General features: G+C 40.2%; 15 protein-coding genes. 4 read left to right on the top strand and 11 right to left on the bottom strand.

The annotated features are described in order from the left end of the window. Window positions 1-3: 3 nt before the first annotated feature. From E2H97_RS16555 to E2H97_RS16545, 3 genes are read right to left on the bottom strand one after another with little or no spacing between them, the layout of a single operon-like run. Window positions 4-507, bottom strand: coding sequence for a FlhC family transcriptional regulator (locus E2H97_RS16555; protein ID WP_133408159.1), 504 nt, complete (start codon window positions 505-507; stop codon window positions 4-6). Next, window positions 504-1,100 (bottom strand): DUF6475 domain-containing protein, encoded by a 597-nt coding sequence (locus E2H97_RS16550; protein ID WP_133408158.1) that lies wholly within the window; start codon window positions 1,098-1,100, stop codon window positions 504-506. Before E2H97_RS16550 ends, E2H97_RS16555 begins: the two co-directional genes overlap by 4 nt. Window positions 1,101-1,102: 2 nt before the next feature. Then, the gene (locus tag E2H97_RS16545; protein ID WP_133408157.1) at window positions 1,103-1,945 is read right to left on the bottom strand and encodes a hypothetical protein; all 843 of its coding nucleotides are present in this window, start codon (window positions 1,943-1,945) and stop codon (window positions 1,103-1,105) included. 190 nt (window positions 1,946-2,135) lie between these two features. Here E2H97_RS16545 and E2H97_RS16540 point away from each other — a divergent pair, with 190 nt between their 5' ends. Together E2H97_RS16540 and E2H97_RS16535 are read left to right on the top strand one after the other, a co-directional pair. Continuing rightward, a complete protein-coding gene (locus E2H97_RS16540; protein ID WP_133408156.1) occupies window positions 2,136-2,777 on the top strand; it encodes a LexA family protein in 642 nt (213 codons plus the stop codon). A gap of 11 nt (window positions 2,778-2,788) precedes the next feature. Further along, on the top strand, window positions 2,789-3,340 hold the full coding sequence (locus tag E2H97_RS16535; RefSeq protein ID WP_133408155.1) for a hypothetical protein: 552 nt from the start codon (window positions 2,789-2,791) through the stop codon (window positions 3,338-3,340). Window positions 3,341-3,394: 54 nt separating this feature from the next. On the opposite strand, the gene E2H97_RS16530 is transcribed toward E2H97_RS16535, so the two are convergent. The 4 genes from E2H97_RS16530 to E2H97_RS16515 all read right to left on the bottom strand — a co-directional run bounded on the left by E2H97_RS16530 (window position 3,395) and on the right by E2H97_RS16515 (window position 7,476). Further along, entirely contained in the window at window positions 3,395-3,796 is a 402-nt protein-coding gene (locus E2H97_RS16530; RefSeq protein ID WP_218938221.1) for an NUDIX hydrolase, read from the bottom strand. Between the two features lie 50 nt (window positions 3,797-3,846). Further along, window positions 3,847-5,064 (bottom strand): peptidase MA family metallohydrolase, encoded by a 1,218-nt coding sequence (locus E2H97_RS16525; protein ID WP_170308339.1) that lies wholly within the window; start codon window positions 5,062-5,064, stop codon window positions 3,847-3,849. Between the two features lie 113 nt (window positions 5,065-5,177). Then, window positions 5,178-6,419 carry a tyrosine-type recombinase/integrase gene (locus E2H97_RS16520; protein ID WP_133408685.1) on the bottom strand — a complete coding sequence of 414 codons (1,242 nt, stop codon included), beginning with the start codon at window positions 6,417-6,419 and terminating at the stop codon, window positions 5,178-5,180. 193 nt (window positions 6,420-6,612) lie between these two features. Beyond that, window positions 6,613-7,476 (bottom strand): YicC/YloC family endoribonuclease, encoded by an 864-nt coding sequence (locus E2H97_RS16515; protein ID WP_133408153.1) that lies wholly within the window; start codon window positions 7,474-7,476, stop codon window positions 6,613-6,615. A 225-nt stretch (window positions 7,477-7,701) separates the two neighbouring features. On the opposite strand from E2H97_RS16515, the gene rph reads away from it, so the two are divergent. Continuing rightward, on the top strand, window positions 7,702-8,415 hold the full coding sequence (rph, locus tag E2H97_RS16510; protein WP_133408152.1) for a ribonuclease PH: 714 nt from the start codon (window positions 7,702-7,704) through the stop codon (window positions 8,413-8,415). Window positions 8,416-8,477: 62 nt separating this feature from the next. Continuing rightward, window positions 8,478-9,119, top strand: coding sequence for an orotate phosphoribosyltransferase (pyrE, locus tag E2H97_RS16505; RefSeq protein ID WP_133408151.1), 642 nt, complete (start codon window positions 8,478-8,480; stop codon window positions 9,117-9,119). A 2-nt stretch (window positions 9,120-9,121) separates the two neighbouring features. Here the strand turns inward: pyrE and E2H97_RS16500 are convergent, their stop codons facing one another. The 4 genes from E2H97_RS16500 to E2H97_RS16485 form a co-directional block, all read right to left on the bottom strand. After that, window positions 9,122-13,249, bottom strand: a complete 4,128-nt coding sequence (locus tag E2H97_RS16500; RefSeq protein ID WP_133408150.1) for a hypothetical protein — start codon at window positions 13,247-13,249, stop codon at window positions 9,122-9,124. A gap of 203 nt (window positions 13,250-13,452) precedes the next feature. After that, the gene (folE, locus tag E2H97_RS16495) at window positions 13,453-14,124 is read right to left on the bottom strand and encodes a GTP cyclohydrolase I FolE (RefSeq protein WP_133408149.1); all 672 of its coding nucleotides are present in this window, start codon (window positions 14,122-14,124) and stop codon (window positions 13,453-13,455) included. A gap of 214 nt (window positions 14,125-14,338) precedes the next feature. Then, the gene (locus tag E2H97_RS16490; protein WP_133408148.1) at window positions 14,339-16,315 is read right to left on the bottom strand and encodes an alpha/beta hydrolase family protein; all 1,977 of its coding nucleotides are present in this window, start codon (window positions 16,313-16,315) and stop codon (window positions 14,339-14,341) included. Between the two features lie 136 nt (window positions 16,316-16,451). Next, a complete protein-coding gene (locus E2H97_RS16485) occupies window positions 16,452-18,311 on the bottom strand; it encodes a sulfatase-like hydrolase/transferase (RefSeq protein ID WP_170308338.1) in 1,860 nt (619 codons plus the stop codon). Window positions 18,312-18,437: the final 126 nt, after the last annotated feature.

Genomic DNA, 18,437 nt, shown 5'->3' with positions numbered 1-18,437 from the left:
TCTTTAATGCTGATGTGACTTGCAAAATGGACAGATAGGCAAGGTTCTTTGTTTTGGGGTGCTAATGTAAAAATGACCAGATGAACAAAGGTGAACCTGAACCAGCTTTGCAACTAACCCTCTAGCTAATACCCAACTATCATTTACAGACAAAAGTCGACTTTCTTCTACGTTATTATCATTCCACTTTTTCAACTCCCTGCGATAACGGTTATAGGCTTGGATCAGCAAGTTTATATCGACTCTGTCTTCCGAATTACTTTCTATATGCTTCGTGTAATGCGCCATAAAAATAGAAGCGTGAAGTAAAGCTTGTGTGGTAGATAAAATACTGGCTGGTGAAGGTAGCTGCCCCGCTTTGGGAGACTGACCTTGCACTTCTTTATATAAGGTTCGGATAGTGTTTGACGATAATCCTGTATCTTGCACCACGATGTTGGTTTTAAAGCCATGCCTGATTAACTCTGCTGCCCTTAATGTTTGAGAGCTTCGTTGAAGTAAGTTCATTGGCTTAGCTCCTTCATTCTGGTATTTGAGGTATCCGATAAGCGGTGCTGAGTAATTTGATGCTGATTATCTAACAGAGCATATTCAATAGCGTGGCCGCTTTTAGATTGCTGACAATCAACAATCCCTTTCAGAACTGTCGGACAACTTTGGGGAATAGGTTTATTCAAAAGAAACTGATAATGACCGATAAAATCTTTTTGCTTGAAGGACAACTCACACTCTTTCAACTTACAGACTGAAGCCCAACCACCAATTTTTTCAATAACAAGATGGATCAGAAGGTCATCAAACTTGATAGAAGACCAAGCGCCAACATGATGAATAGCATACAAGACTTTTGCCCATGCAGCAGAAGCTTTGTCGGCGCCACGTCCTTCTATTTGTTTAATAACGTCTGCTGGTTTAGGACAAAAAGCCCCGATCTCTGGTGATTGAATATGACTGGTTAAGCCGCTTCTTATTTGTTTAATGTCATAGTGGCTCAATGCTTCAAAAGCGATAGCCAGCGTTGGTAGCGTCATTTGTTTACTGTAAAGGTTATAGGTTGCAGACCATATCTCAGCAAACTCTTCTTTATCGTGATCGGTCATGATTATTTACTCTCTATAGTTTTCTCCATCCATTTCTGCACAATGGCTTGGTTATTGGTTTCTAAGGTGGTTTGTGAGTTGTTTTTTATCGAATGATTGGAGGCTTGTATTAAAGTGATAGGTTCATCATTGCGAATGAACTCATCAAGCCACTGTTCGTTAGCAAGCCAGTTACATGGCAAAGGTGTTTTTGATTTGTCTTGATACTGTTTCCGATGTTGCTTTTGATCTTTCCAGCAGCCAATTACATGCAACGCTCTATCGCTGTCAGTATGTAGGCCAAGTTTGTTCCAAGCTTCTTGCGCTTGATTTTTCTTCTCTTTACGAATTTGTAGTAGCCAAAACTGTAGAAAATGATCTCGCTCTTTTTGTTCTTCACTACTTTTATTTCGAGCTATTTTGATTGGGTTATCAGTGATTCTTTGATTGTAATAGTCGATAAAATCAAGGGGCAGTTTTGCCTGAAATACTCTGAGCTTGTTAAGTAGCTTAGGTTTGCAGCTACAACTATCTGGTACATCAAGTAGTAACCGGTATGCTGAAGTGCCTTGATTGAGGTTTTGTATTGGGTTGTAGTTGAGATAATTGTTGATCAAAATCCAGTTAGTGAGTTCACAACGAGTGATGAAACTTCGTTGCTCTTGTTCTTTAAACGCACCTAAAACTTTTTGTTCATCCCAGCCTAGATCAGCGGTGACATAACCAATTGGCAGATGGCTACAACCGATTAGATTTGTGTGTGATGAAGTAAGCAAATAAGTTCCAAGTAGCTTATCGGCATCAGATGTGTGTAGAATGTCTTCATTACGCCAATATCGAGAGTATATCTTTCCATATTCACGCATGGCACACCTCTTTACTTGGCATAATAGATAAGCTATCTACTGATTTAGTGAAGGTTTATAGCTTAATATGGCTTGTTTAAACTATACTGAGCTTAATACACATTAATGTGTAATTGTTTTTCTACTCCTATATTTGTGTTAAAACAAGTCTATCTTTGTTCAATATTGTGCTTATTTATAAGATTTGGTTATGAACAAACTTTCTGAACGAATCGAGTACGTACTTAAATCTGTAGGACTCACACAAACGGAACTTGCTCATCGACTTGGTGTTAAGCAGCAAGCGATCAGCCGTGTGTGCCGAGGACAAACACAAAACTCTACTTTCTTATTACCCATGTGTGATGAACTCGGTGTCGATCCCACTTGGCTAACCACTGGTGTCGGTGAACCTTTTTTAAAAAAGAAAGAGCTAAGAGATCAGGTAAGAAGAATCCCAGAAATTAGTTGGAAGCAGGCCATGGATTGGCATGAATATCATTCAACCATTAGTTCTGAACAACTGGGTGACTTGTGGCGCACTACTGCCGACTTAACAGATGACAGAGGCTACATTCTCAGAGTACGTGGTGATGGTATGGAAGGCACAGGAACTAAACACATTCCTGAAGGAGCTATCATCATTGTTCAGCCACAAGAAGATGATTTATTTAAGTCAGGTGATTTGGTGATTGCGGTCTTACCCGGTGCAGAGCAGGCAATTTTCAAACAGCTCATCATTGAAGGACAAAACCGTTATTTGAAGTCCTTTAATCCTCAATACCCAATGATCCCATTGGATGAAAGCTGTAAGTTAGTGGGGCTGGTGAAGCAGTCGATTGTTGAGTATTAGGAAGTGAGCTTATGAAATATCTGCTTGTTTTTATTTGTTTTTGCATACCTTTTTATTCTATTAACACATATTCAGAAGAAAAAATTTTGTATCGCCCAGAACTAGGTAAAAGTGTTTTGGATTATAAGGCCGAGTGTAATGAGCATGCCTATTTTAGTGACTGGAATGAATACATTAAAAAAGATGGACAACTCACATCATATTCTAAAAGTTCATTATATGAACCGAAGCCAGTATCAAAATTAAAAAATTTCGATACTAGATTTATAAGTAACGTAGATAAAGTCAGAAGCTTTTCTCTTCGAACAACCAGTAAGACCTTAATTTCAACATTAGGTAAACCCATTGAGTCATATACAGATAGCTCAAATTTAATAAAAGAATACAAATGGTCTTTTGAAAAAAGAAAAAAAGGTCTACTGGGAGTCTTAAATTTAAGCGATGAAATGGTTGTTATAATTCATATGATTAATGGATGTATTTCACTAAAATCTATCTCATTAAATGAAAATGTATATCATCAAATAGCACACTATCAATTCATCCCCATTGATAAAGAGTAATATTTTATCGAAAACGGGAGCGGAGACGTCCCGTCCATTAATGGAGCTGATACCTTAGTCTATCAACTTCATTTCTTTTAGCTTGGGAACGACACTATCTCTAAAAATACTACTGATACTCATTTCTTCTATATCGACTGTATCTACCCAAGCTAATTCTTCAATTTCTCTTGAAGCACATATTTTTCCTTCATAATGAGGTACAAAAAAAACATCCATGTCTAACGTTACAGTTTCATTATCAGCAGCTGGTGCGCTGTAAGAATTAAAGAAATACACGGAGTCTTTACAAACGTCTATATCAATTTCTTCTTTTAATTCTCTACACAGCGCTTCAATAGGTGATTCTCCCAAATCGGGCTTTCCTCCCGGAGCGTAAAATGTGGTTTTACCACTGGTACGTAACACCAGTAGTTTCTTATTCCTAATGATAATTCCAGCAGATTTTTTCATCATTACTCCCTTTTGAAAAGTTAAAAATAAAACAAATAAATTTGAAAGAGATACTACAACGACTGCACATTATACTTCTCGTTCTGCATCCAGTGGTGCCAGTCTCTCTCTAAGCCAGAGAGTCCGTTTGGATAGAATGACAACACGGCTTGCACATTGGTGTTACCACACCGATTGACAGCAAGGTGTGAAAGTAACTGTTCAGCAACAGGTTTGCCTTTGGCTGTACTCATCAAAAAATGAACTAACGAGTTTGACGCTGAGTACATGGTTGATTGAGCGTTCCCTTTCCAATCTTGGTCTGTACTGTTTAGTAGATAGTCTAAACTTATTCCCTTTACTCTATGCTGCTCAGCCCAGTTTTGAGGTTGAATTTTGGCCGCGAGTCCAAACACTGTCATGCGTTCAAAGTATTCTGCCAAACCTTCATTTAGCCACTTTGGAGTATTACCGAATAAGCCTGAGTTGATCACATGAGTAGCTTCATGAATAGCTGTTTGCTGAGCTTGTTTTGAATCTTTGAACCACACTGCGGCATAGTTACCATTAGAAGTATAAAAGCCCTGACTTTGTCCTAAGTTCGGTGCTTTAGCTCTTTGAATGGATTGATATTCACGCTTAGAGTGCGCAAAAGTTAAATTAACGGCAACTTCACGTAGATGCTGTTTATCAAGATAAAGACTGAGGATCTGGTAAATTTTCTTAATCCCTACCGTTACTTTATTTTCAAAATCACGGGGTAGGGATTTAGAACTACTCACTGATAATTCGAATGGCTCTAATTGTTCCTGATATTGCTCAAGTAATTGAGCGTCATCACTGGCACCAAACAGTGTATTGGAATAGTGAGTCATGCCATTATCGTCTGTCCAAGAGAACACAAGATCTTCTTTGAGAGCCTGTTTTCTTTGCTGCTTTTGCTGAGCCGTTAACTCTGCGCTTGAACATACACTCGAATGTTGCTCGAAATAATTGTTTTCATCTTGATAATGAGTAGCAACATTCTGATATTCAGGAACCACTTTGGGTTTAAACGGATCAAGAGTCGATGGTTCGGATTGATATGAGGCAATGCCTTCAATGGGCTTATGAGCTATTGGTAATACTGATTCTCTATCTGCTATTTGAGGGCTTTCAATCAGCTCAACGACTTCAACAACCCATTGAGTAAAGCGATTGTTAAACCATTTCCCTTGAAAATGATCGATAACAATAGCTATTGCTAACACAGATACGACAAATAGAATATAACGACTTGGCCTACTTTCCATGTAAGTGAGCATACTTTGGTTCGACTTGCCGCTATGTTAACCGAGCAATAAAAAATAATCAGTATTTAATACGGACAAATGGTTGTGCTGAGCTGTTTCTTTTCATTGGTAAGTTAGACAAGAAATCCTTTAAGCTTTTTAGCCACTTTATCATGTGCTATCCGTCTTTGTTCCATGTAGTCATAGCGGTCGTAAATGGCTGCTACTCCTTTGAGTTTATGGTTCAGGCATCGTTCGGCGACTTCACCTGAAGTACCAACTTCTGATAGTAATGAACGGCAGGTTCGTCTGAGGTCATGGATCACAAATGGTTCTAGTCCAGCTGCCCCAAGCTTGTTTACCGCTGGTCTTCCTGGGCGAATTTTTTGCCCGAATAGATTGGCAAGTGCATGGTTTAGTGTATCGTCACTGATATAGGCTCTGCGTCTGCTGGCTCGTCTTGATGGAAACACGTATTCTGAGCCGCAAGCTCTAAACTCCAGCTCTTTAAGCCAATCAATACATATGTTGGGTAGAGGGACACTAATGGGTGAGCCATTTTTACACCGCTCTATCGGAATGTGCCAAACTTGTTTATCAAAATCGAATTCATTCCACTTAGCCGCTATTAGCTCTCCTTTTCTTACTCCTAAAATGATCAGCAATGAAACAGCAAGGTAATTTTCTCGGGTGAATTGTAAAATGTTCTCTCGAAATACTCGAAATGCGATTTCAACTTCATCTACTGTAAGAGTTCTACTGCGGCTTTGCTCTACGCCTCCGGCATGGCGAACACTAAAGGCTTCTGCTGGGTTATGTTGTAATAAGTTTAATCGAATACCGTGACGAAAGATTTGTTTACAATACATTAAGGCATCATTTGCAATAGTTGGACGGTCACTATTGGCTATGGCTTCTATGGTCATTCTTATATCAAGTGGGGTGACTCGTTTAAGTCCGAGTTCACCAATAGTTGGAGCTAGATCTTTGGTATAAACTCGTCTTGGAATGTGCGGATGCTTCAAGCGTTTTTCTATGTCATTTTGTAGCCAGTCCTCGGCCAAATCATTAACGGTTGCTATTTTGACTTGTGATGGTCGTTTCTTTTCTGCTAATGGATCAATACCGTCTGCAACTTGCGCCTTAATTTTTATCGCTTCAGCTGCTGCTTTAGCGAGTGTAAGCTGACCTTCATGTGCGCCATATTTTCCAAGAGTAAGTTCACGACGCTTACCGTGAACCGTGTAACGTAAAACCCAAAAGCCAGAACCTTCATCGCTGATCCTAAAGTAGAGTCCATTGCCGACAGCGAATCGACCCGTTTCGCCTTTTTTAATTAAGGCTTTGATTTGCTTGTCATTGAGTTTAAGTGGCATGATACAAACCTCAATAAGTGGTGACAGATTTACTTTATCTGGCATTTTATGAGGCTTCAAATTAATTCTGTCACCATTTCTGTCACCACTATTTTGAAACAAGCAGCAAAATTGAGAAACAGCAAGAAACAAGAAAACCGCTAAAATAGCGGCTTTCAGAGGTTAATGGAACATTAAGAAAAGCTTAGAAACATTATTCGACGTTTTGGATCTGTTCTCTCATTTGCTCAATTAACACTTTAAGTTCAACCGCTGCTGCAGTCACTTCAGTGCTGATGGATTTTGAGGCTAGGGTATTCGATTCACGATTAAACTCTTGCATCATAAAGTCTAAACGTCGACCTTGAGCGCCACCTTTTTTGAGGATACGACGAGTTTCGGCTACATGAGCATCAAGTCTGTCCATCTCTTCGGCAACATCTTGTTTCTGTGCTAGCAGCACCATTTCTTGTTCGATACGAGCTGGATCGAGTTCTCCTTGAATTTCATCAAGGCGAGTTTGAAGTTTTTCGCGTTGCCATTGCATCACTTGTGGCATGTGTTCACGTACAATTGCGACTTGAGCTTCGATTCCTTGTAATCGGGTTTCAAGCATGGTTTTAATGGCATCGCCTTCACGGCTTCGAGCTTCAATGAATTGATCTATTGCAGAGTCAAAAGCTGTGAGTAATTCTTTGCTAATGGCTTCAATATCCAGCTCATCACTAGAAAGTAACCCTGGCCATTTCATTAGCTCAACTAGGTTCAATTCACCTTGACCTGCTTGCTGTTTTAGATCATTAGCCACATCTACGAGCTGACGAGCTAAGGTTTGGTTTAGGGTTAACTCATTGCTGCTGTCATCAGCAAATTGATAACGTAAGTTGATTTCAACTTTACCTCGATTCAGGCGCTTACGAAGTTTTTCTCTAAGAGCTGGCTCTAAACTGCGAAATTGCTCGGGTAAACGGAAATAGGTTTCTAAGTAGCGTTGGTTAACAGAACGCAGTTCCCATGAGGCGTTACCCCAGTCGGCTTTATGCTCGATGCGAGCATAGGCAGTCATGCTTTGGATCATAAGTAAACCTTTGAAATGTCATTAGCTGGCAGCGAGTATAACAAAAAAAGAGACAGTGTATGTTTGAGTTGCTTTTGGGGGGAAGGGTAAGCAATTGTTAATATATCCAGCCTATATTTCTAACAATTAGAAAATAAGACGTTTTTCTTTGTAAACATAGTAACTGGTTAGACAAATCATTATAATACGAAACAACTTTTCTAAGCCTTTTTCAAAGGAATTCTCATGCGTCCTAGCAACCGCACAGCTGCACAAACTCGCCCAATTACGATTACCCGCAATTTTACTGCCCATGCTGAAGGTTCAGTATTAGTGGAATTTGGTGAAACCAAAGTACTTTGTACGGCTAGCTTTACCGAAGGCGTACCGCGTTTTCTAAAAGGTCAAGGGCAAGGCTGGGTTACCGCTGAATATGGCATGTTACCTCGTTCTACTCACAGCCGAATGGACAGAGAAGCGGCACGTGGTAAGCAATCGGGTCGCACTCAAGAAATCCAACGTTTGATCGGTCGTAGCTTACGTGCTTGCGTGGATATGAAAGCCTTAGGTGAAAACACGATCGTTATCGACTGTGATGTTATTCAAGCAGACGGTGGCACTCGTACCGCTTCGATTACAGGCGCTTGTGTCGCTTTGGTTGATGCGCTTAATTTTGCTCGTAGTAAAGGCATTATCAAAACCAATCCGCTTAAGTTCTTAATTGCTGCAGTAAGTGTAGGCATTTATAAAGGTGAAGCCATTTCGGATCTGGAATACGTTGAAGACAGCGAAGCAGAAACCGATATGAACGTGATCATGACTGAAACTGGAAAAATGATTGAAGTACAAGGCACCGCAGAAGGTGAACCGTTCAGCCATGAAGAATTACTCGAAATGTTAGAGCTGGCGAAAAACAGCATTCGAGAAATTGTCGATGTGCAGAAAACCGCATTAAATTAATAGATTTTAAAACGCTCCAATCGGGGCGTTTTTTGTACCCGAAATAAAAAGAGAGAACCGTTGTGAAAGCCTATCAAAAAGAATTTATCGAATTTGCGTTAGAGCGCCAAGTCCTACGTTTTGGCGAATTTACCTTGAAGTCCGGTCGTACAAGCCCGTATTTTTTTAATGCTGGTTTATTTAATACAGGTAAAGACTTAGCCAAGTTAGGACGCTTTTATGCAGCGGCGCTTGTTGACTCGAATATCGATTATGATTTGGTCTTTGGCCCGGCTTACAAAGGCATTCCAATTGCAACGACGACAACCGTAGCACTTTCAGAGCATCACGATATTGATGCGCCTTATTGCTTTAACCGCAAAGAGAAGAAAGATCACGGTGAAGGCGGTTCACTTGTAGGGAGTGAGTTGAAGGGCAAAGTCATGTTGGTGGATGATGTGATCACCGCAGGTACCGCAATTCGTGAATCGATGGAAATCATTAAAGCGAATGACGCTGAATTAGCTGGCGTTTTGATTGCACTGGATCGCCAAGAGAAAGGTAAAGCAGAATTATCGGCTATTCAAGAAGTGGAACGTGATTTTGCTTGCCAAGTGGTGTCGATTGTCACTTTGGCTGATCTGCTTACCTACCTTGAAGACCAAGAAGGAATGGAAGCTGAGTTAGCTGCTGTTGAAGCTTATCGAGAACAATACGGGATCTAAATTTATAGATCATATACGCCCCCTACGTGTTCCAAATACGTTTTATGCTGCTGATAGACTATTTTCAGCAGCATTTTGACGTAAAGCAGTGTATGGCATGGCACAAATTTAAATTGAGATATATGTGCCGATGCATGGGCCTCAATTTCACGAATAAGTTGTTCGAACTCTTCATTGTTGAGCGATAAAAATCGTTGTGATAATTCCAACATTAAAGAGCCTGAATTTTGGGTATCGGAGGCAATGTAATTCGATAATAGGGAGGGAATTTTACTCATTTCGGCTTGAAGCTGAACCTCAACTAACTCTTGCTGTTGTTGGACATCTTGAATAACGGTGTCAATGCCAAGTTGTACTGCCGCCCTAGTGATCCCTTCAGGCGCCTCGTCTAATAGATACCGATAATCAATTAGAAATGAAATATTAAATATCGCTAAGGCCATTTCTGTTTGATATTGGTTCAATAGCATTAACTCAGGGATGTTTTCATGTGCAATGCTGTAAAATGTGGGTTCTTGTTCTAGGAGCTGTGGTGCTCGCCAATATAGCTTAGGTAATTCTTCTAAAAACTGTGGTATCTCTTGGTATATTTGTGGAAGTAGCATGATGTACGTTGGTTGAGTATGATCTGGTACTACAAGGAAGGGAGAGGATGTTAAAACAGCAGGTGCATCTATTGATGGAGTCGAGTTGCTGGATTGAATTTCAAGATTCGGCTCAGCCGTTTTTTGCTGTTCCGAAGCACTGACATTTTGAGGCTCTTCATTAACTCCTTCTTGGATACTTTCTACTTGTTCAGTAATGTTATCGATTTCTTGAGATACTTCATCGTCAGATTCAGATACAACTTCAATTTGCTGAACCGTTGTTTCACCGTTTGGATCTGATAGAACAGGTTCATCTTCTTGTGTTTCCGAGGGGATAACTTCAATCGCATCGTTGGTATATGTTGAGTCTACTTCAGCTATATCTTTATGTACCTCATTGGCTAGTTCTGGTGTATTTCCAGTAGGCTGAATCGGCTGCTCTTCGTCTATCGTCGTATCTGTAGAAGGGCGTTGCTGTGCTTTCTCCGTTGTAGTCCCAAGAGCCATTTCGACTACAGGTTGGTCGACTTCAACAGATACAGTGGGTTCTTCGTCGACAGTGCAGCGATAGCTTACTGGTACCTTCTTGAGTAACTCGTTCACGTTTGGCAGCCCAACGTCCATTGTCAGTGCAATGGTTTTTGTTACTGTCTTTTGGGGATGGTGACTTGATGCCATCATCGTCTTTACTTCAAGCGTTTTAGGCGGTAAATAATGGCGACGTCTTATAAGGAGGTCGCTTACTGAAAAGGGGGAGCATTTCAGTACTACGTAGTTTTCGAGTTGCTGGATTGCAAGGCAAAGTTTGTTTTTTAGTGTTTCTGATAACGAAGCATATTCTGGATGGCTAGCTAATGAGATAGCCCATTGGTAGATTGCTGTTAACTGTACTTTTCCATTAAAGGTATTTGCGAGTTCTGATTGGTTGGCCACGCTACAAATCGCAAGGACTAGATACGGTTTTACCTTATCGTCATGAACATCAAAGCTGATGAATTTTAATGCCAGTAAGTCATCCACATGCTCTTTGGTTAGCACGGTACTATCTAGAACCATAAGATACACTGATTGAGACCAAAGCTTACTGGCAAGGTGTTGCCATTGATGTTGAATTTCAGCGCTCTGACTGCAAGCTAATACGTTTAGCTTAGCCATTTCTTGTTTCTTTTTGCTGGGATCGTTCGTCATAAAATAATGCGGGGTAACCGTTAACTCAGCTCCGAGCATCGTGATAAAGGGAAGTAATAACCGAGTGGTAAAGATTTCCTGAGCGCCGGCATACAGACAAGCAAGAGTTTTGTGTTCAGGATCTAATACGTCTTCAATTTCTCTTTTATAGAAAACCAATTTATTAAATGCAATTAACGCTGCTTCCAAGTCCTTTTCTTTCATACTGCTCGACATCGCATTAATGACTCTTCGGCAGATTTCAGGTGTTATTTCTGTTAGTGGCGAAGACATAGCGAAAACTAACTGAGGGTTACATAACATTGGCAGTACGTGGCTAATGGGGAATAGCGCTGCATGCTCATCAAGTTCAGTGGCTACACTTTGATAGTTTTCAAGTGATGTTTGCAATTGTGTAATGGTTTTGGCTTTTACAACGGGGGTTGGTGTTGTGGTTAATTTATTAAGTAATACAGTTGAGAAGTTAACAAGGTGCCTCATGTCTTCTGGAGCGAGTTTATCGGAAGTCTGACAGGTTGCTTGTTCATCTAAAAGATGGCTTAACATGACACACAATAATGTCTCGGTATAAGGCAATAAGCTACTACAATCAGGATTGAGTGCGTACAATTGCAGTAATTGAGTCATGTTCGATGGCTCGTACACCTGATCTTTAATCCTCTTGAGTAAGTTATCCCAAGCAAGGCATGATATTTTACCCATTCGCGCATGTTCTCTCTCACTATGGTATAAAAAATGCAGTGGGGAAAAGGCGAGAATTTGAGTTTGATGAGCGGCGAACGCGACTCTTAATGAAGCTTTACCACTATCCGTTTGATTCGGCATCTCACTGTAATATCGAGCCAGCTTTAGACAAGAACGTGATTTGATCGATTGCGCGACCTTTTGCTTGAGTTTTCTGAAATGAGCCGGGAATAACGTAGGCTCTTCACTGACAGGTGGAGTAAAAATAAGCGCTAGAGTCACCAACATGCAATCAAATTTTCTTTGATTCATTGAATGGAAAAAATGGCAGAAATAGCGTTGTAATATTACCCCTGATTTCAATCTTGATTGAACAGCAGGCTCCAATTGAGTGATTGGCGATTGGTATATTTCTATAACCCGTTGAGACTCTGCAGAAAGCAGTTTACTCGCATTAGGTACGGAGCCAATTAAGTTGAGTATCTCTGAGATTTGGTCAGCGTCTTGTTCGTGATCTAACAATAATAGACAACTCATGACAGTATCTGATAACAGCTCAGAAAATTTTAATCTTACAAAACTGACACTCTTAACTGTGTGTGGGGTGTTGTTATATATCAATAGCAGTGTTTGCAGCGTACTCATGTAGCAAGTACTTGAAATGCCCATAAAGCTCGTCACTTCGTTTTGGTAGCTAAGTAAGTTTTTAAATGTTTTTTGGGCCAGCATTCTTTGAAGATGGCAAAGGACATCCCCATGAGTGCGCCAAAGCAGAGTATCAAGTTGAGTCAGTTGGTTTTTGTCTATGAGCTCTAAGGCTGTGGATTCAATGGGAGATAATCGAGTTTTGATTGGCGGTGTTACTCTTGCTAGATGCCTTAATTGTCTTATGCGCTCTCTGTATTCCTTTAGTTGTGATTCTGGAATTAATTTAAATTTAGATAGATTGGTATCTGGTCTAATTAAATCATCCATGCTTGCCAGTTCGAAAGTAAGCAGATCGGTTTGGTTGGCTCTTAAAACGAACTGTGCGTAATCAAAGTCTGCATCGAGCTTTGTTACCATAAACGTCCGTAGTGGCTCTATGACGTGCTGTCGTTGTGGTTCGGTTAAATAGGGAACTAAAGAAACCAACTGATTATAGATTGCCGCCGCATAGGGGTTGAGCTTGATCCCATGCTTTTGCTGTTGATGGATAAAGGCTGTGAGAAACTCTACATAGGGTGGCAAAAAATGGGTTTGTATGCACTCTTTTCTGAGGGGCGTCAGTTGATTCGGCCTTGTATTTTTTGCATTTGAAATGTTCAGTTGTGAGGCTAAAGCGTTCAGTTTCCTGATAGCATACAGGCATGATTTGATATCTCCTGTTTCTTGATATAGCTGAATGCCTTGTTCTAATTCTTCAGTGTAACTGTTAACACTTTGGACGAACTTCGGGTCAAGCTCACTGAGAGAGGGGGAGGCTTTGTTTTGTTTAGGTGATCGAGATGTTTTGGTCGATGGGTTCTGGTTTGATGTACCCTTATGCCACTGTTGAATTGAGGCGTCGGCTTCTTTAGTTTGTTTCCATTTTAATGTGTCGTCTGAACTATCCAGTGTTTTTTTCTTGAGGTGTGCAGGATCAGAAAAACCGATATGGTTTGGTGTTCGAACATCCACTTGTACACTCATAGAGAACTTTTTCTGATTGGGTTTTTCCTTTTTTTATAATGAAAAAAATAAAAACGGAAATTTAATCAAGTGGGTATCAGCTTTGGTTAAGAAATCCTTACACCATGAACGAATAGGAGAATTTGAACGGTAGAAATGATAGGTGATCACCTGAAAACAGGTGATCTACAGAAAGCTTGGCTTATTAAAGGTTTCGGTGTTGATTATTTAAGGAATTCTGCTCGAGTCGCTGGATCTGACTTAAAAATACCGCCTAAAGCAGAAGTGCTGGTTTCTGAAGTGGCATCCATAACACCACGGGCTTTGACACAATAATGAACAGCATCCATTTTTACTGCGACATTGTCAGTATCAAGAAGTGTTTGCAGTGCCACTAATACTTGCTGAGTCAAGCGTTCTTGCACCTGAGGACGCTGTGCAAAAAAGCGCACGATACGATTAATTTTTGAAAGACCGATGATCTTCTTACGTGGTAAGTAAGCGACCGTTGCAACGCCATCAATAGTGACAAAATGATGCTCACAAGTACTGGTCAAGCTGATGTCCTTTACCTTGATCATTTCATCAACGTTCATTTTGTTTTCGATGACGGTGATTTTAGGGAAGTTACTGTAATCCAGACCAGAGAATACTTCGTTAACGTACATTTTGGCGATACGTTTTGGAGTATCGGCAAGACTGTCATCCGTTAAATCGAGGGCAAGAGTATTGAGAATTTCACGCATGTGCTGCTCAATTTTGTCTTTTTGCTGCTCTGGAGACAGGGGATTATCGCGCATTGGCGTTTCTAAACCACGCTCTATTAACACCTGTTGTACTTTACTGGCAGCGTCACTCAAATTTGGGGTATTAATGGTCACTGCTTGTATGGTCATATCGTTCTCGCACTTAGCCTTTGGGATCTCAATAAGTATGCAGTCAGTTTAACAGACTGCAAATATAATATCCGAGTTAGTTACTCAGAAAAGGCGCAAAGGATACCTGAAGTTGAATAAAAATCCAGCGAAATATACGAAATCGTGGCGGGAATCGATCAGTGCCCATTTGTCATTTAAATGGACACTGAATTGATCTGATTTAGCGTAATAGTTAGAGTTTGAGGCTTTCTTTTATAAATCCAAGCATCTCTTTGTAGTACAAGGCTCTATTCTCTGGATTATATAAGCCATGACCTTCCTTTTTAAAGATCATTTTTTTAAATGGGTAATTGGCTTTATTCAAGGCTTCTTCCATGGCTTCGTATTGCTCAATAGGCGTACGCTCATCTTTTTTACCATGAACCAACATGATTTTGGTTTTGAGCTTATCCACATTATAAGTCGGAGACATAGCTTTCATGCGGTTGATGTCATTACCGATAACCTCTTCGAGGAAACTATCGCCGAAATTAACCGAAGGAATATCGCCTTCTTCTTTCATCAGAGGTAGATCATAAACCCCAGCAATGCCAATGGCACACTTAAACATATCAGGCTCGATCACAGCACTTTGCAGGGCACTGTATGCACCAAAACTGCCGCCCTCGATACAAATTTTGTCTTTGTTAATCCAGCCTTGCTTGATGGCATAATTAACGCCATCAATAATGTCATGCTGTACTTTGGTTCCCCAGTTCAGGTTGCCTGCTTGCTGGTGGTCTTGACCATAACCAGAAGAGCCGCGGAAGTTTATTTGTAATGTGGCAATACCATTTTGTGCAAGGAATTGATTTTGAGAGTTGTACTCCCAGTAATCACGCGCAGCAGGTCCACCATGCGGGTTTACAACAAGAGGTAGGTTTTTATGCTCAATACCATAAGGCAGTGTGATGTAGCCATGAATGGTTAATCCATCACGGCTCTTGAAGCTGACGGGTTTGACATCGGCTAAGTCATTCGGGTCAATCCAAGGTTTCTGCGCAGCGATATTTTGGAGCTTATTTTCTTTTTGATTGTAGAGATAATAAGTACCGGGGTTGCGATCGTTGAATGCTTTTAAGATGGATATGTTACCGTCAAGGGTTTCGCTGACTATATGAACTTGATGTCCAGGTAACGATTGCAACAGAACTTTTAGTCTTTTTGTTCTTGGGTGATCCTTGTCAAGGAAAGCATAATTTGGGTAACCATCTTCAAACTCAACAGCGTAAACTTCGTTAGTATGCTTATCTTTCCAAATCTTTTGTGGTTCGACGTTTTTATTTGAAACAATTCGTTCGGCTTTGCCGCTGCTAAGGTTGAGCTTGTATATTGATTGCAGATCATGATCTTTTTGTCCTTCAACTAACACATGCTGATTATCATTAGTGGTTGATAATATTGAAAACTGCTTGAATTGCTTAGTAATCGAATCAATATCTATCCATTTTTGCTCAATATGCTGGAAATATCTTACTTCATTGTTGGAGTTGATACCACTTACAAAGATTGGTTGCTGTTGGCTATTTAATACAAAGCTAGCATTTTCTATTGGAGCTGTAGTTATCTTCTTTCGACTACCAGTATAAACATTGACTTTATACAGTTGTGCTTTTGCTCTTGACATAAAGCCTTCATTCCCACTGCCAATAGGGTAGGCTTTGATCAACATATGCCTATCATCATTAGCCAAGGGATGTTGAATGTAACCAATCGCATGAACAGCTGTATTATGGTTACCACTTTGTCTACCCTTGTATTTTTGTCCAAATAAGTAAGTCGCTCTGTGTCCATCAGCATTGATAGCAAAAATTTCACCCAAATATTCTGGCACTTCAGACCAACCGCGATTGTATACCTTTTGCATAGCAACACGTTTATCGCTCACCCAAACATAAGCGCCTACTTCTTCATCCCCTGAAAAGCGAGCTGAATAGATAGGTTTGAATGTTTTAGCGTCTAAAATCGCTAACTGTCTAATGTTCTTTCTGTTGGAGATAATGCTGATGTAGCTGCCTTTCGGGGAGATTTTTACATCCGAATATTCATACGGTTTGCTAAAAAATTCTGCTTGTTTATTAATGTCTTTTGGAATTTGGGCTTGAGTACTTAATGTGAAAAGCGTTAGCGACGTTAAAAGTGAACAAAAAAAGATGAAAGACCTTTTCATTTTACTTCCATGCAAGTGATTAAAAGGACTTGTATTGTAAATAAATTGTTATTTCTTTTAAAGAGACAATATGTATAAATTGAAAACCTCAACCGCGTCCATGTGGCTGAGGAATAATTTAAACTATATTTTTACTTTACAGTGACTTCAAATACATCATACGCCAGTTGATACCACGACCTTTGATTTTTGGTTTTAGGTTCTCAACATCAGCAGGGTATTTCCCATCAGAAAAATCATGCAAATATACGATGGCATTAAAGGCTTCAGCGGCAACTGTGGGGTAAAGAGTTGAATTCACTATATTGCTGAGGATCTTTTGTGGTTTGCCATAGCCAATCACGCCAAAGTACTCAGCAACTCGAATTCTTACTGTGACTTCTGGATCATTCACAAGTGGTTTGATATTCGCTAACAAAGTTTTTGCCTGCTCACCAAAGTTAATGGCAGCCGTCACCGCCCAATAACGTTGCATTGGGTCACTGGATTGCAGTGCTTTTTCTAATTGTGGTTTAGCTTGATTAAATGGAAGTAGGCTTAGATCAGCAATCGCAAATAGCTTGTTGATATGAGCTTTATTTTTTTGCGCAAATTCCTGAATGTTTGGCATACCATAACGGATCAAATAGCTTTCAGGATAAACACCAAGATCGGGTAAGTCTAATAAACGCGTTTGTAGACGTGCACGTAAATTGGTTAGCAATGGTTTGTATTTGGGATCAGCCGCTAAATTATTCACTTCGTGCGGATCTTTGCTGGTATCAAACAGTTGCTCTACAGGCTTTGGATTGAAAAACTGTGATTGAACAGCATTCAACTTACCTTGTTTATGCAATTGACGCCATTCTTGATAAGCTAACATTCGATAGCGATAGTTGTTCTGTAGGCCATTAGGTAAGTAACTTTGATAGTTACGAACGTAGCGGAAGTTGCCTTTTTTAAGTGAACGCACTAAGTCATATTTTTCATCAAAGCGGTCGGCGTAGGCAATAGACTCATCTCTGCTATTCACCTCATCTAACGACACGTTCTCACCGAGAAAGGCTTTACCATCTAGATGCGTTGGTAGCTCAATACCAGCAAGTGTTAACAGCGTCGGGGCAAAGTCCACAAATTCAACCGTGCCTTGTACTCGTGTTGCTGCACCGGCATTCACTAGGTGTTCAAAATTCTTTGGTACGTGCACTACAAGTGGGACACGAAGTCCTGCGTCAAATAGATAACCTTTACTGCGTGGTAGTACGCCACCATGATCGCCAAAATAGAAAATAAAGGTATCGTCTAGTAATCCATCTTTACGAAGTTTTTCAACGGTAGCACCGACTTTGCCATCAATTTGTACCATTTTTTGTAAGTACTTTTGATAAGTAAATCGCGACAGTTGGGTATCAGGTAAGTAATCCGGTACGTTAATGTCGGCTAACGTTTCAGGTTTGACTTCTTGTTGATATTGTTTGTCTTTGAAATGCAATCGTCCTTCATGACTGTCATGGTGAGTTTCGACATGAAAGAAAGGTTGATTTGCATTATTACGATCGCGCCATGAAGCTTGCTTAGAAGATTGATGCCAACCTTGTTGCTTATCCGCTACAACGTTGTAATCAGTTTTGGCATTATTGGTAGTGTAATAGCCATTTTGGCTTAGGTAGCTTTGAAACAGTTTTATATTTTTCGTTTGCGGTAGTTTAGCATCTGCACGATGAAACTGAGTGCCAATGCTGGGAGCATAAACGCCAGTCGCTAACGTTGTGCGGGCAACAGAACACACAGGGCTGTTTGAATAAGCATTATCAAAGGTCAATCCTGATTCAGCCAAGGCTGAAATATTCGGGGTATTTATCCCATTGTCAGAAAAGTGTTTTAGATAATGTGAAGAATTATCTTCAGAAATGATCCAAACAAAATTAGGGCGTTTAACTTCTTGCGCAAAAGTGAGTGCAGAAGTAATGGCTAAGGAGGTGACGATAGCGCATTGATACAAAAGGCGGAATTTCATTTTGGCGGTATTTATAAGTGATTTTTTATTGACAACAATTAACCTCAAAGTAAATAAAATGTCAATTAAATATGATAAATACCATTTATGTGTGTTATCTTGTCGAGAAAAATACCCACGATGGAT

The organism is Parashewanella tropica (genome assembly GCF_004358445.1).
Taxonomy (GTDB): domain Bacteria; phylum Pseudomonadota; class Gammaproteobacteria; order Enterobacterales; family Shewanellaceae; genus Parashewanella; species Parashewanella tropica.
The sequence above is the reverse complement of the archived record's forward strand: the minus strand, read 5'-3'. Positions and strand labels throughout refer to the sequence as shown.